Raw genomic sequence first — 13,297 nt, forward strand, 5'->3', positions numbered from 1 at the left:
CGACATTGCAGCCGCCCCTCTGTGGATAAAATCACTGCCTAAAATTACGGCTGAGAATCGGCTGCCTGTGTTCCGGGCGCAACAGTTCTCAACTTCTCGCGCCTGCACAATGGAATGTGGGCAAACAATCTTTCTCGCAAGCCTGCGACTGAATCACAAAATTTCACAAGTCATTGATATTAAAGGTGCGACAAGTTGGCCGCATTTTTCCTCTTGCGCTGCACACGGTCTTTCTATAGTTTTTGCGTTGCAACAAGCTTCCGGTTTGTTGCATGCCCTTCTCGGGCGTTTCCTCCCTAGACTTGGGCCGCATCTTTGATGCGGCCCCTTTTTTTGTCCAAAGCGCCGCCGCCCGGCCGCGGGAGAGCCGCGCCGGGGCGATAAGCCCCTGTCATACAAGTGCCTTTTTCGAGCAGCCTTATAAGAGGCAGCGGGGCCTCGGGGCGCGGCTATCACTCCGCTTGCGGATCATAACGTCGCGCGTCGCTGCAAGTTTCCGCCGGCGGCCGGCGATTCAGATCCTACGAATCATGCGCGGCATGGGGCGTGACCGGGGGCAGGGCCAGCACCTTGTCGATGCGGCGGCCATCCATGTCGACCACCTCGAAGCGCCAGCCATGCCATTCGACATAGTCGCCGGTCTCCGGCAGGCGGCCGAAGCGCGCCAGCACGAAGCCGGCCACGGTGTGATAGTCGTCTTCTTCGGCCGGCAGGTTGAGGCCGAGCTGGCTGGCGAGTTCCTCGCGCGCCAGCAGGCCATCGAGCAGCCAGGAGCCATCCTCGCGCTGCACGGCGCCGGGCAGCGTTTCGCCATCGGGCAGCGCGAAATTGCCGGCGATGCTTTCGAGAATGTCGTTTGCCGTCACCACGCCTTCGAGGCTGCCGAATTCATCGACCACGAAAGCCATGCCGGCCGGCGATTTCTGCAGCAGCGACAGCGCGCTCAGCAGGTCGGCGCTTTCATGCAGCGCCGGCACCGGGCGCACGAAGCTGCCGATGCCGGCCTGCATCAGGCCGTCGCGGCCGCTGTCGAGCAGCTGGTTGAGCACGTCTTTCACGCTGACGCTGCCGAGCGGTTCATCGATCGAGCCGCGCGCCGCCGGCAGCAGCAGATGCGTGGTCTCGCGCAGGCGCAGCATCTGTTCTTCATGCGGCAGCGACAGATCGAGCCAGTCGAGATCATGGCGCGGCGTCATCACGCTGCGCACCGCGCGGTCGCCCAGCTTCATCACCGCGGTGATCATCAGGCGTTCGGCGGGCTCGACGGTGCCGGCACTTTCGGCCTCCGCCACCAGATGATGGATCTCTTCCTCGGTCACCGCATCGCTATTGCCGGCGCCGGCGCCAATCAGGCGCAGCACCAGCTGCGACGACACATCGAGCAGCCAGACCAGCGGCGCGGCGATGCGTGCCAGCGCGTTCAGCAGCGGCGCCATGGTGGCGGCGATCACTTCGGGATTCTTCAGCGCCAGCTGCTTGGGCACCAGCTCGCCGATGATCAGCGACAGATACGTGACGCAGCTGACCACCACGGCAAAGGCGGTCGGGCTGGCAATGGTGGCATCGATGCCGAAGTTTTCCATCAGCCAGGCGGCCAGCCGTTCGGCCAGCGTGGCGCCCGAATAGGCGCCGGCGAAAATGCCGACGAGCGTGATGCCGATCTGCACGGCGGAGAGGAAGCGGCCCGGTTCGGTGCCGAGCTGCAGCGCCATGCGTGCGCCGCGCCAGCCGCGCTTCTTCTTGCGAATGATGGCTTCCAGCCGCGCCTTGCGGGCGGAGACGACGGCAAGCTCGGACATCGCCAGCAGGCCGTTGAGCAGCACGAGCGCCACGATCAGCAGCAGTTCAAGCGCGAGCGACATGAGTCCCCCGCGCGGGCTGACATGGCAATGTTATGAAAGCGGCGACACGGAATGTGGTGTGGCGGCCGGCTTGGGGCGGAAGGCCCGCGCTAGGTCGGTCTGGCATAGCGGCGGCACTATAGGGGAAGCGCCCTGTCCCGGCTAGAGCTTACGGTATTCCGATACTGCCGCCCATCCGGTGCATAAAACCGGATGCGCGACGGTCCGGCGGCGTAACGATCAGTCCGCGTCGGAATAGCGGTCGTTCTCGGCTTCGGTCGCCTCGGCAGCGGACTTGCGCTTGCGCGGCGCGGCCTTGGCGCGCGGCGCCGGCTTGGCAATGCCGAGCAGATCAGCGCGCTGCTGTTTGGCCAGCGCATCGGCTTCGGCCTGCAGCGGCGTTGCTGCGGTGGCTTCCTTGGCCAGTCGCATCGCGCGCAGGCGATCGACCTTGGCGTTAACCGCCTTGCGCTGATCGGCATCAGCCTTCTGCGCGGCCTCGGCCTCGCGCTCGCGCTGCGAGGCTTTCTGGAAACGCTGTTCGGCGCGGGCGCGGGCGTCTTCGGAGGTGATGGTACGCGACGTCATGGGCGGGAGTCTCCAGTCATGCTGTGCCAGCGCGCCGTGCAGGCGAAGGCGAAGGGGATAGTGCGCGCGGTGTTGCACGCGGTCGGTGTTGCACGCGGTCGGCGGTGCGACGTCACAAGTGTGCGACGTCAGGAAAAATGGCGGGCCGCGATCTCGGCACGCGGCTGCACACGGCACGCATGCTATGCGCAGGGATTGGCGATGTGTGTATATATGGTGTTGCAGCCCGACGCATGCAAGTCCAGCGGCAACACCCTGTTATGCTGTGATCGTGGTGCGTCTTATTCGCCGTCGCCGGCGACGGCGGCTGCCGGTGCCGCAGGTTGCGCTGCACGCGCGGCGCGGGTGGCCTCGCGGGTCAGCCGCAGCTGGCGCAGCTGCATCACCTTGGCGGTCACCGCGTCGCGTTCATCTTCGATTTCGCGCACCGCATCGGCGGCGGCCTGCTGGCGCTGCAAGGTCACGTCCTGGCGCAATTGCGCGCGCTGCCGATCGATCTCGGCTTGAATCCTGCGGGCTGTCATGGGGTGGCTCCTGTTGCTGCGCTGTGGCTGCCGGAACGAATGAATCTGGACCGGGCGGCCTGAGCCGGGCGTGTTAAGCCGGCATCCTATACCCTTTCGCCCCCAAAAGGGTGGGAATTCGGCCCGGATACCGCTGTCGAATCCCCCCGCAAACAGCGATATCCGGCGAATGTACGTGCGCAGCTGTGCTTAGGTCGCCATCAGCTTGTTGATGCAGGCATTCACCACGCCGCTGTCTGCGGTGGTGCGGCCCGGCATCACGGCATGCTTCTCGGCCAGTTCGCGCCGCGCCGACCAGTCGAGCGCGCCGGGATCGCCGTTTTCCAGCTTGGCCTGCGCCGAGCAGATCATCGCCTGCTGGTCGACCGCGCTGGCGTTGCTCTGGCGGTCGGCACTGCCACGCGTCACCTGCCAGCCGACATAGTTGGAAATCAGCGGCCCGGCGATCAGGCCGATGACGAGCATGATGGCGAGCGGCTTTACCGTAGTCCACTGCGCGGCAAGGCGATCCTGCCAGGTGGTCTTGAGATCGTGGGTGGAAGACATGATGGACTCCTGCGCCGCAAGCCGGCTGCGGCGGGATGGGAAAAGCGCAGGTACCGGCGGCAAGGCGGTGCCCGAAATGCGATGTCGGAATGGCGTGGACTATAGACCTCGCCGCCGGATTAGCGAGAAATATAAATAATTCAATAGGTTATTATTATGGCCGCGCTTGGCTTTTACTTGGTAAGCCGCTGCAATCGCTCACTTTATATTTAGAGGTAGTCGGTGTGTTCTTTGCGTTTATTTGAGGCGTATTTGAATAGAGGGCGTTGCGGCATCGCTGCCGCCGTCACCGCCCCAGCACGCCATCGCGCAATTCAGCCAGGCCGGCGCGGCTGAACGGTGGCCGTTCGGCCAGCGGTGTCGGCGCCTGCAGCATGCGGCCTTGCGCATCGGTGCGGAACCGCAGGCCCCAGAAACCCAGGATGCTGTCGCCCGGCAGGCCGTAGCGATAGTCGCGCGCCTCGAGGATGAAGCCGCCGGCATTCTGCGGTGTCGCATCGGGCTGCAGGCGCCAGTGCACGCGGCCATCGGCGAACCAGCGGAACACGCGCGCCTCATGCGTGGCCTGGATGGCAGACAGCACCGGCACGGTATCGGGGCGCGGCGTGCGATGCCACTGGATCGGCGCAGCGCGAAACGGCGAGGCAAAGCCGATCAGGATTTCATCGGGCAGATCGGCGACGATGCGCCGCCAGAAAATCTGGAAGATCACCGGATAGGCGTCGATGCGCGCCGCGGCTGCAGCGCCGGGATTGATCGCCCGCAGCTCTTCGCGCGCACGATCCTCCATATGCCGGCCGACACCCCAGGCCACCGTGGTGTAGAGTCCGATGTAAATCAGGGCCAGCTGCGCCGCGCGCTGAGCCAGGCCGACATGACGGCGCGTCAGCAGGGCAAACAGAAACACCGCCAGCAGCGGCAGAGAATAGACCGGATCGATGATCGGCATCGCATTGATGGCAAAGCGCGCGCTGCTGAACGGCGCCAGCAGCTGCGTGCCATAGCTGGTGAACAGGTCGAGCACCGGATGCGTAACGGCACTCAGCGCGCCGAGCCACATCCATGCGGTGCGGCGCGTCTCTGGCTGCGCATCCTGCCGCGAAGCACGTCCGCGGTTTTCGACGGCCCAGATCGCCGCGCCAATCGCCGCACCGGCCACCAGCGTGATCGGGAAGGAATGCGTGATGCTGCGATGATGCAGCCAGATATCGATCACGGATGGCTCACCCACCAGATCGGCCAGCACATCGAGATCGGGCAAGGTGGCAATCGCGCCGCCGGCGATCACCGCGCGACGGCCGAGACGGCTGCGGAAGCCGGCAGCGGCCACCACGCCGCCGAACAGGATCTGGGTTATGCTGTCCATGGCGGCGGTCTGGCCTTGTTAGGTTTTGCGGAAGAGGACGATCAGGTTGTTGGCCGGCATGGCGATGATGCGATCCTGCACAAAACCCTGCGCCTGCGCCAGCGGTGTCACCTCGTGATCGAGGCAGCGTACACCCCAGCGCGGATCACGCTGCTGCAGCCCGGCATCGAAATCGGCATTGGATGGCGCGGTGTGAGCGCCATCGCGACGGAACGGGCCGTAGAGCAGCAAGGGTGCCGCGGCAGGCATGATCGCGGCGGCCCCGGCAAACAGCCCCTCGGCTGCCGCCCAGGGCGCGATATGGATCATGTTGCAGCAGAGCAGTGCATCGCAGGCGGCCAGCGGCCAGGGCCGCGCGGTCACATCCAGCTGCAGGGCGGGACGGATCGTCGCCGCGCCGCTGTCGCGCGCATGGGCATCGATGGATGGCAGCGCTTCGGCCTCGTAATCGCTGGGCTGCCACTGCAGCGGCGCCAGCTGCGGCGCCATGAAAGCGGCATGCTCGCCGCTGCCGCTGGCGAGTTCCAGCAGCAGGCCGCCCTGCGCCACCTGGGGCGCCAGAACATCTTTGATGACGGCGAGGATGGCCTCGCGGTTGCGCAGGGTGGCCGGGGCATGCCGGCGGGGATCAGGCGTCATGCCGCCAAGATAGCGCGACAGACCGCGAGGGCTAGCGCCGTAGCCGCGATCACGGAATCGCCCGCCACCGCCAGTCCGCCGTTGACGATCGCGGCGCGGCCGGCTTAGAGTGCCGGCCATGACCCACGCGGCCAACTATTATTATTGGTTTATCACCACCCATAAGGGCGGCGCGCTGGTTATTGTCTGAACCATTGCAGCCGCCAGGTCGGCGGCTTGCAGGTTTACATCGGGTCTCCGGCCTTCCGGCTACACACAGCCTGGCCATCACCGGAGACCATCATGAATACCCAGATCAATACCCCATCCACTCTTTCTGAAATCCCGCAGATTGCGCTGCAGAAATCGCATCTGTCTGAAGGCGTGTCGCTGGCCGAGCTGCTGGTGCTGGCCGGCCTGGCGGTCAACCGCGATGCCGCCCGCACGCTGATCGCGCGCGGCGAAACCAGCATCGACGACCGCCTGGTCGACAATGCGATGGAACGCGTGCGGCTCAGCGAGGGCGCGATCCGGCTGAGTGCCGGCGCCGGCCAGGTGCTGTTACGGGCGGTGTGAGGCCTAGGCCTCCGCGAGCTGCGCCAGCTTGTCCAGTGCGCCACTCCAGCCATCGCTGTGTTCGTCGCGCAGCTGTGCGCTGGCAAACCGCTCATGGGTCAGCGTGAACAGCGTGTGCCCGCCATCGGACCTGAAGTGCAGCGTCACCAGCGTCTCGCCCTCTTCCGGGCGGTTCAGCCAGGTCCAGGTGAAGACCAGCCGTTCATGCGGCACGATCTCGCGATACACGCCGCTGGCCTCATGGTCGCGGCCATCATCCTCGGTATGCATCAGCACGCGATAGCGCCCGCCGATGCGCAGGTCGCATTCAGCCTGCAGCGTGGCGGCATGCGCGGGCGCGAACCATTGCCGCATCAGCTCTGGCTGCGTCCAGGCAGCGAAGACCTTTTCCGGCGGCGCCTTGATGCGCCGCTTCAGTGTCAGACTCGGCGCGACCGGCGCCGGCGCCGTCATTTTTTCTCTTCGACAAAGGCGGCGAGCCGGTCGAGGCTGCCCGACCAGAAGGCGGCATAGCGTTCGAGCCATTCGTTCGCCTGCTGCAGCGGCGTGGCGTCGAGCTTGCACGGCCGCCACTGCGCCTCGCGCCCGCGGGTGATCAGCCCGGCGCGTTCCAGCACCTTCAGATGTTTCGAGATCGCCGGCTGGCTCATGGCAAAGGGCGCGGCCAGTTCGCCCGCCGAGGCTTCGCCGCTGCTCAGCCGCGCCAGGATCGCGCGCCGCGTGGGATCGGCCAGCGCGGCAAAGGTGATGCTGAGCGGATCGGGGCGGGCGGCAGATTTCTGCGTGACAGCGGGCATGGCGCCCTCCTGATACATAACCTTTGAGTTATGTATACGTCACACATCATATCGTCAAGCACAGTGATAAAACTGGCGGTTTGGTAGGTTTGTTGCTATAATGTTCACTATCTCGATTGCATAAATATGTATTCATGCGAAGTGCCACGACCCACAGCGAATCTCAACGAACCGCCGCGAACTCCAGCGAACCTGTACGAACCCCAGCGAACCCCAGCGAACCCGAATGAACCCCAGCGAACCGGACGGAAGCCTGGGCAGGAATGTCCGGGCGCGGTGCTTTACCTGGGCCCGCCCGGCTTTGTAGGGTGCGGATAAGCGCCGCGCAGGGTTGAGAACGCGGCGCATGTTTTTCCGCGGGAGGAAACCGGCCTTGTCCCAGGGCGCCGTCAGTCCAGCCTCATCCTTTGTGGCCGCCCCAGCCGTATCGGCCCAGCCCGCCGCCGTGGCGCTGCGCGATCTGGCCATCACCTTCGCGCTGAAAACCGGCGAGACCCATTGCGCCGTGCAGGGCATCGACCTGGGCGTGGCGCCGGGCGAATTCGTCGCCATCGTCGGCCCCACCGGCTGCGGCAAGTCCACCCTGCTGAATGCCGCCGCCGGGCTGCTGAAACCCTCGGCCGGCACGGTCAGCATTTTCGGCGATGCGCTCGCCGGCCTGAATGGCAAGGCCGGCTATCTGTTCCAGGCCGATGCGCTGATGCCGTGGAAAACCGCGATCGACAATGTCGCCGTGGCGCTGGAGCCGCAGGGCGTGCCGCGCACTGAGGCGCTGCAGCGCGCGCAGGCCTGGCTCGGCCGCGTCGGCCTCAAGACCTTCGCCCAGCGCTATCCGCATATGCTCTCGGGCGGCCAGCGCAAGCGCGTGGCGCTGGCGCAGATGCTGATCCGCGATCCGCAGATCCTGCTGATGGACGAACCCTTCGGCCCGCTGGATGCGCAGACCCGGCAGATCATGGGCAACCTTCTGCTCGACCTGTGGGCGGCGAACCGCAAGGCCGTGCTGTTCGTCACCCACGATCTGGAAGAAGCCATCGCGCTGGCCGACCGCGTGGTGGTGATGTCGGCCGGGCCGGCAGCGAAGATCGTCGGCGATTTCCCGATCACGCTGCCCCGCCCGCGCGACATCGCCGAAATCCGCACCGAAGCCGCCTTCCATGCGATCCATAAGGCCATCTGGGCCTGCCTGCGCGTCGAAGTGCAGAAGACCTATGCCCAGGGCGGGGAAGCCGAACAATGAACCGCGTTACGCTCATTATCCTGCAGGCGCTGGTCGGCTTTGCCTTCCTGCTGATCTGGCATCTGCTCACCACCGTGCCGGTGTTCAACGGCAAGCCGCTGTTTGCGCCCTTCTTCTTCTCCACGCCGCTGGATGTGCTGGCGCGCACCTGGAAGGATTTCTATTCCGGCGAGATCTGGCGCCATCTCGGCATCACGCTGCTGGAAACCGTGCTGGCCTTCATCATCGGCGCTGCCGGCGGCATTGTCGTCGGCTTTGCCTTTGCCCGCCGCGAGCTGCTGGCCGCCGTGTTCGACCCCTATGTGAAGGCCGCCAACGCGCTGCCGCGCGTGGTGCTGGCGCCGATCTTCGCGCTGTGGTTCGGCCTTGGCATCTGGTCGAAGGTGGCGCTCGGCTTCACGCTGGTCTTCTTCATCGTCTTCTTCAACGTCTACCAGGGCGTCAAGGAAGTCAGCCCCACGGTGCTGGCCAATGCGCGCATGCTGGGCATGAACGAGCGCCAGCTGCTGCGCCATGTCTACTGGCCCGCCGCGCTGACCTGGATGTTCTCATCCCTGCACACCAGTGTCGGCTTCGCGCTGGTCGGCTCGGTGGTCGGCGAGTATCTCGGCTCGGCCGCGGGCCTGGGCTACAAGATCCATGAGGCCGAAAGCGTGTTCGATGTGACCGGGGTGTTTTCCGGCATGCTGATCCTCGCCCTCTTTGTCATCGTCATCGACACCTGCGTCACCTTCATCGAAAACCGGCTGCTGGTCTGGCGGCCCGATACGGCGGCGAAGACCGCCTGAACCACCACAAGGAGAGGAAACCACCATGAAGATCAGGATTGCACTGGCCGCGCTGACGGCACTGGGCGTGATGATGGGTGCCGCGCAGGCGGCGCCGGAGAAGGCCAAGCTGGAACTCGGCGTCGGCGGCAAGCCGTTGCTGTATTACCTGCCGCTCACCATCGCCGAGCAGAAGGGCTATTTCAAAGCCGAGGGCCTGGATGTCACCATCAACGACTTCGGCGGCGGCGCCAAGTCGCTGCAGGCGCTGGTCGGCGGCAGCGTCGATGCGGTGACCGGTGCCTATGAGCACACCATCCGCATGCAGGAGAAGGGCCAGGATATCCGCGCCGTGATCGAGCTGGGCCGCTTCCCCGGCATCGTGCTGGCGGTGAAGAAGGAACTGGCCGGCAAGATCAAGACGCCGGCCGACCTCAAGGGCATGAAGATCGGCGTCACCGCGCCGGGCTCGTCGACCAACTTCTTCGTCAATTACCTGATCGCCAAGGCTGGCGGCAACTACAAGGATTCCGCCTTCATCGGCGTCGGCGCCGGCGCCGGTGCGGTGGCAGCGATGCAGAAGGGCGAGATCGACGCGATCTCCAATCTCGATCCGGTGATCTCCAAGCTGGAGCTCGACAAGAGCGTGGTGGTGATGGCCGACAGCCGCACCGAAGCCGGCACCAAGGCGATCTTCGGCGGCTCCAACCCGGCTGCCGTGCTGTATCTGAAGAACGAGTTCATCGAAAAGAACCCGCAGACGACGCAGGCGCTGGTCAATGCCTTCCACAAGGCACTGGTCTGGCTCAGCACCGCCAAGCCCGAGGATGTCGCCGCCACCGTGCCCGAGGCCTATTACCTCGGCGACAAGCCGCTCTATCTCGCTGCGGTGAAAAACTCGATGGAGACCTATTCGCGCACCGGCCTGATCAGCGCCGATGGCATGAAGAGCGCCTACAACATGCTGGCGCAGTTCGACGAGGGCCTGGCCAAGGCCAATCTCGACCTGAACAAGACCTTCACCGACAAATTCGTCAAAGCCGTGAAGAAATAATCGCACCATTCATCCCCGGCGCGTGAGGCGGCCGGGGGTTGAACCGGATTGTATTCCATGCGCAAACAGCGGCCGGGATGGCGACATCCCGGCCGCTGCCGTTTTGGCGCCCATCCTGATACCGGTATCATTTGCAGGCTTATCCCCCGGCCCGGTATACTGGCCAAAAGTGGCAAGGCGCAGCAACAGGGGGCCGGCGCCATGACCGGTTTTCTCAACAGCCTGCCGACGCCGCTGTGTGCCGCGAGCCGGCAGTTCTTCGCGGTCTGGGATCGCTGGCGCGGCTCACGTGCCCTGCCCGAGCGGCGTGCCGTGCGGCTCGACGATCTCGGCCCGCTGGCGGCATCGCATATCATCACCGAATTCCGCAGCCGCGAGGAAATCCCGATCCTCAGCGTCGGACCGCGGCTGGCCGAATACATCGGCATCGACCTCACCGGCTACAACTATCTGGACCTGACCAGCCCGGAAAACCGCAGCCTGCGCGCGAAGCTGACGCTGGAGCAGATCCTGCAGCCCTGCGGTTTCATGCTGTATTACTGGCTGCGCTATGCCGATGGCACGATCGTGCCATTTGAATTCGTCGGCGCGCCGTTCTGCGAGGATGGCGCCAGCACGCCCAACCTGTTCATCTCCTGCGGCACGCCGCTGAGCCGGCTGAAAAGCCAGACCGCCGCCGATCCGGAATCCTGGCAGATCGGCGAGGCCATGCGCTTCATCGATCTGGGCTTCGGCATTCCGCCCGCTGACCCGTCCACGCCACAGCATATCCTGCGCGCTGTCTGATTCTGTCGGCTGGTCATGCTGCGGCAACAATGCTTAAATCCATCCCATGGGCTCTGAGGATTTTCTCGACACACTGCCAACGCCGCTGTCACAGCAGGCGCGGCAGTTCTTTGCCATCTGGCAGCGCTGGCGCGGCGAACGCCGCCTGCCACAGCGCAGCGACCTGTCGCTGGGCGATCTCGGCGCCCTGGCCGACAACTGCCTGCTGCTGAACATCCGCAGCGCCGACGAGATCCGCATGGAAAATGTCGGCCGCACCATCATCGAGAAGATGGGCTTCGACCTGACCGGGATGAATTATCTCGACCTGACCTCGAAGGACAATCGGCACTGGCGCGCCCATCTCACCATCGCCCAGGCCGCCCAGCCCTGCGGCGTGCTGATCTATTACTGGCTGCGCTTCCCCGATGGCGCCGTGCTGCCGGTCGAATTCACCGGCGCGCCGCTCTATGAGGACGGCGCCGCCGAACCCAGCCTGATCCTGTGCTGCGCCACCGGGCTGGCCGATACCGCGAACCGCAAGCAGCCGCTCGATCCGGATTCCTATGTCGAGGGCGACGGCATGCGCTTCATCGATATCGGCTATGGCGTGCCGCCGCTGGTGCCCGCCGAGCGCCAGGAGCCGCGGCCGGTGCAGTAAGCAAGCCGCAGGGCTCAGCCCTCGATTTCCTCGCGCAGCATTTCCAGCTCCAGCCACTGGTCTTCGGCCGCACTCAATTCGGTGCCGGCCTTTTCGAGGCCCTTGCTGGCGGCCTCGTATTTCGCCGGATCGCGGCTGAACAGCTGGGCATCGTTCAAGGTTGCCTGATGCTGCGCGATCTCGGCCTGCAAGGCGGCGATGCGCTTGGGTAGGGTTTCCAGCGCATGCTTTTCCTTGAAGCTTAGCTTGCGCTTCGACGCTGCGCGCGGCGCCGCCTCGCCCTTGTCGGTTTCCGCCCGTGCCGCCTTGGCAGCCGCCGCGCGCGCCTGCACACCCACACCGCGCTGCGCCACCATGTCGCTGTAGCCGCCGGCATAGGCGATCCAGCGGCCGTCGCCTTCGGATGCCAGCACGGAGGTGCAGACGCGATCGAGGAAATCGCGGTCATGGCTGACCAGCAGCACGGTGCCGGGATAATCGGCCAGCATTTCCTGCAGCAGGTCGAGCGTTTCCAGATCGAGATCGTTGGTCGGCTCGTCGAGCACCAGCACGTTGGAGGGTTTCGCCAGTGCGCGCGCCAGCATCAGGCGGCCGCGTTCGCCGCCCGACAGAACTTTAAGCGGCGTGCGCGCCTGTTCCGGCGTGAACAGGAAATCCTTCATGTAGCTCATCACATGGCGCGGCTGGCCGTTCAGCGTCACCTTGTCGCTGCCGCCGCTCATGGCGTATTGCAGGGTCATTTCCGGATCGAGCGTCTCGCGCTTCTGGTCCAGCGTCACCAGGGCGATATTCTCGCCCAGCCGGATGCTGCCGGAATCCGGCGCCAGCTTGCCGGTGAGGATGTTCAGCAGCGTGGTCTTGCCGGCGCCATTGGCGCCGACGATGCCGAGCCGGTCGCCGCGCTGCACCTTGATGCTGACCTCGCGCAGCACGGTGAGATCGCCCCAGGCTTTCGAGATGGCTTTCGCCTCGGCGATCAGCTTGGACGAGGTCTCGGCTTCCGAGACATTGAGCGTGACATTGCCGGTGACCTTGCGCTGGTCGCGGCGCTCGGTCTTGAGATCCTGCAGCGCGCGCATGCGGCCCATGTTGCGCTTGCGCCGGCCCGACACGCCGTGCCGCACCCAGTCGAGTTCGGCGACGATCTTGCGATCCAGCTTGTGGCGTTCGGTTTCTTCCTGTTCGAGCAGCGCATCGCGCCAGTCTTCAAACGCAGCGAAGCCCTGCTCCAGGCGCCGCGTGGCGCTGCGGTCGAGCCAGATGGTGGCGCGCGTGAGGTTGCTCAAGAATCTGCGGTCATGGCTGATTAGCACCAGCGCCGAGCGCAGACGCTGCAATTCGCTTTCCAGCCATTCGATGGCCGGCAGGTCGAGATGGTTGGTCGGCTCGTCCAGCAGCAGGATATCGGGTTCGGGTGCGATCACGCGCGCCAGCGCCGCGCGCCGCGCCTCGCCGCCCGAGAGTTCCTTCGGGTTTTCCGCACCGGTCAGGCCGAGCGCATTGAGCAGCGTGGCGGCGCGATGCGGATCGTCGCTGGGGCCGAGGCCGGCCAGCACATAGGACAGCGTGTCGTCGAAGCCCGAGAGATCGGGTTCCTGCGGCAGGTAGCGCAGGGTGACGCCGCTCTGCACGATGCGCTCGCCCTTGTCGGCCTGCACCGAACCGGCGGCGACCTTCAGCAGGGTCGACTTGCCCGAGCCGTTGCGGCCGACCAGGCAAAGCCGATCGCCCGCCATCACGCTCAGATTGGCGCCTTCCAGCAACGGGGTGCCGCCAAAGGTGAGGTGGATATCGGCAAGGGTGAGAAGCGGCGGCGCCATGACGGTCCTTATCTGGGGCGCCGGTGATAGCAATCCCTGCAGGCCACGAAAAGCCGCAGCGCTGATTATTGGCGGGGCAAATGATGCATATCGAATGGCCGTCTGCCCAAAATCAATGCAACCATGATTTGTTT

General features: G+C 65.2%; 15 protein-coding genes. 6 read left to right on the forward strand and 9 right to left on the reverse strand.

The genetic code is table 11. The features are described 5' to 3' along the window. Positions 1–521: 521 nt before the first annotated feature. The 6 genes from AAG821_RS00965 to AAG821_RS00990 all read right to left on the reverse strand — a co-directional run bounded on the left by AAG821_RS00965 (position 522) and on the right by AAG821_RS00990 (position 5,504). Positions 522–1,862: a hemolysin family protein gene (locus tag AAG821_RS00965; RefSeq protein ID WP_341908898.1), complete on the reverse strand. Its 1,341-nt coding sequence runs from the start codon at positions 1,860–1,862 to the stop codon at positions 522–524. A 219-nt stretch (positions 1,863–2,081) separates the two neighbouring features. Next, entirely contained in the window at positions 2,082–2,429 is a 348-nt protein-coding gene (locus tag AAG821_RS00970; RefSeq protein ID WP_341908896.1) for a hypothetical protein, read from the reverse strand. A gap of 281 nt (positions 2,430–2,710) precedes the next feature. Beyond that, positions 2,711–2,953 carry a hypothetical protein gene (locus AAG821_RS00975; RefSeq protein WP_341908893.1) on the reverse strand — a complete coding sequence of 81 codons (243 nt, stop codon included), beginning with the start codon at positions 2,951–2,953 and terminating at the stop codon, positions 2,711–2,713. Between the two features lie 189 nt (positions 2,954–3,142). Then, positions 3,143–3,499: a hypothetical protein gene (locus AAG821_RS00980; RefSeq protein WP_341908892.1), complete on the reverse strand. Its 357-nt coding sequence runs from the start codon at positions 3,497–3,499 to the stop codon at positions 3,143–3,145. A 286-nt stretch (positions 3,500–3,785) separates the two neighbouring features. Then, positions 3,786–4,865, reverse strand: a complete 1,080-nt coding sequence (locus AAG821_RS00985; protein WP_341908890.1) for a metal-dependent hydrolase — start codon at positions 4,863–4,865, stop codon at positions 3,786–3,788. A gap of 18 nt (positions 4,866–4,883) precedes the next feature. Continuing rightward, a complete protein-coding gene (locus AAG821_RS00990; RefSeq protein ID WP_341908889.1) occupies positions 4,884–5,504 on the reverse strand; it encodes a DUF938 domain-containing protein in 621 nt (206 codons plus the stop codon). 282 nt (positions 5,505–5,786) lie between these two features. Between AAG821_RS00990 and AAG821_RS00995 the strand changes: the two genes are divergently transcribed. Then, entirely contained in the window at positions 5,787–6,059 is a 273-nt protein-coding gene (locus AAG821_RS00995) for a hypothetical protein (protein WP_341908887.1), read from the forward strand. Between the two features lie 3 nt (positions 6,060–6,062). On the opposite strand, the gene AAG821_RS01000 is transcribed toward AAG821_RS00995, so the two are convergent. Further along, positions 6,063–6,512, reverse strand: a complete 450-nt coding sequence (locus AAG821_RS01000; RefSeq protein WP_341908886.1) for an SRPBCC domain-containing protein — start codon at positions 6,510–6,512, stop codon at positions 6,063–6,065. Further along, positions 6,509–6,856, reverse strand: a complete 348-nt coding sequence (locus AAG821_RS01005; protein WP_341908884.1) for a metalloregulator ArsR/SmtB family transcription factor — start codon at positions 6,854–6,856, stop codon at positions 6,509–6,511. The genes AAG821_RS01000 and AAG821_RS01005 overlap by 4 nt, the downstream gene beginning before the upstream one ends. 373 nt (positions 6,857–7,229) lie before the next feature. Between AAG821_RS01005 and AAG821_RS01010 the strand changes: the two genes are divergently transcribed. The 5 genes from AAG821_RS01010 to AAG821_RS01030 all read left to right on the forward strand — a co-directional run bounded on the left by AAG821_RS01010 (position 7,230) and on the right by AAG821_RS01030 (position 11,343). Next, positions 7,230–8,096 carry an ABC transporter ATP-binding protein gene (locus AAG821_RS01010; RefSeq protein ID WP_341908883.1) on the forward strand — a complete coding sequence of 289 codons (867 nt, stop codon included), beginning with the start codon at positions 7,230–7,232 and terminating at the stop codon, positions 8,094–8,096. Further along, positions 8,093–8,884, forward strand: a complete 792-nt coding sequence (locus tag AAG821_RS01015) for an ABC transporter permease (RefSeq protein WP_341908881.1) — start codon at positions 8,093–8,095, stop codon at positions 8,882–8,884. The genes AAG821_RS01010 and AAG821_RS01015 overlap by 4 nt, the downstream gene beginning before the upstream one ends. Before the next feature lie 25 nt (positions 8,885–8,909). Further along, the gene (locus AAG821_RS01020; RefSeq protein WP_341908879.1) at positions 8,910–9,917 is read left to right on the forward strand and encodes an ABC transporter substrate-binding protein; all 1,008 of its coding nucleotides are present in this window, start codon (positions 8,910–8,912) and stop codon (positions 9,915–9,917) included. A 201-nt stretch (positions 9,918–10,118) separates the two neighbouring features. After that, a complete protein-coding gene (locus AAG821_RS01025; RefSeq protein WP_341908877.1) occupies positions 10,119–10,703 on the forward strand; it encodes a PAS domain-containing protein in 585 nt (194 codons plus the stop codon). A gap of 46 nt (positions 10,704–10,749) precedes the next feature. Next, complete coding sequence (locus tag AAG821_RS01030) at positions 10,750–11,343, forward strand: PAS domain-containing protein (protein WP_341908874.1); 594 nt, start codon at positions 10,750–10,752, stop codon at positions 11,341–11,343. Positions 11,344–11,357: 14 nt separating this feature from the next. On the opposite strand, the gene AAG821_RS01035 is transcribed toward AAG821_RS01030, so the two are convergent. Further along, on the reverse strand, positions 11,358–13,163 hold the full coding sequence (locus AAG821_RS01035; RefSeq protein ID WP_341908872.1) for an ATP-binding cassette domain-containing protein: 1,806 nt from the start codon (positions 13,161–13,163) through the stop codon (positions 11,358–11,360). Positions 13,164–13,297: the final 134 nt, after the last annotated feature.

It is taken from the genome of Ferrovibrio terrae (assembly GCF_943372915.1).
In the GTDB taxonomy this organism is placed as follows: domain Bacteria; phylum Pseudomonadota; class Alphaproteobacteria; order Ferrovibrionales; family Ferrovibrionaceae; genus Ferrovibrio; species Ferrovibrio terrae_A.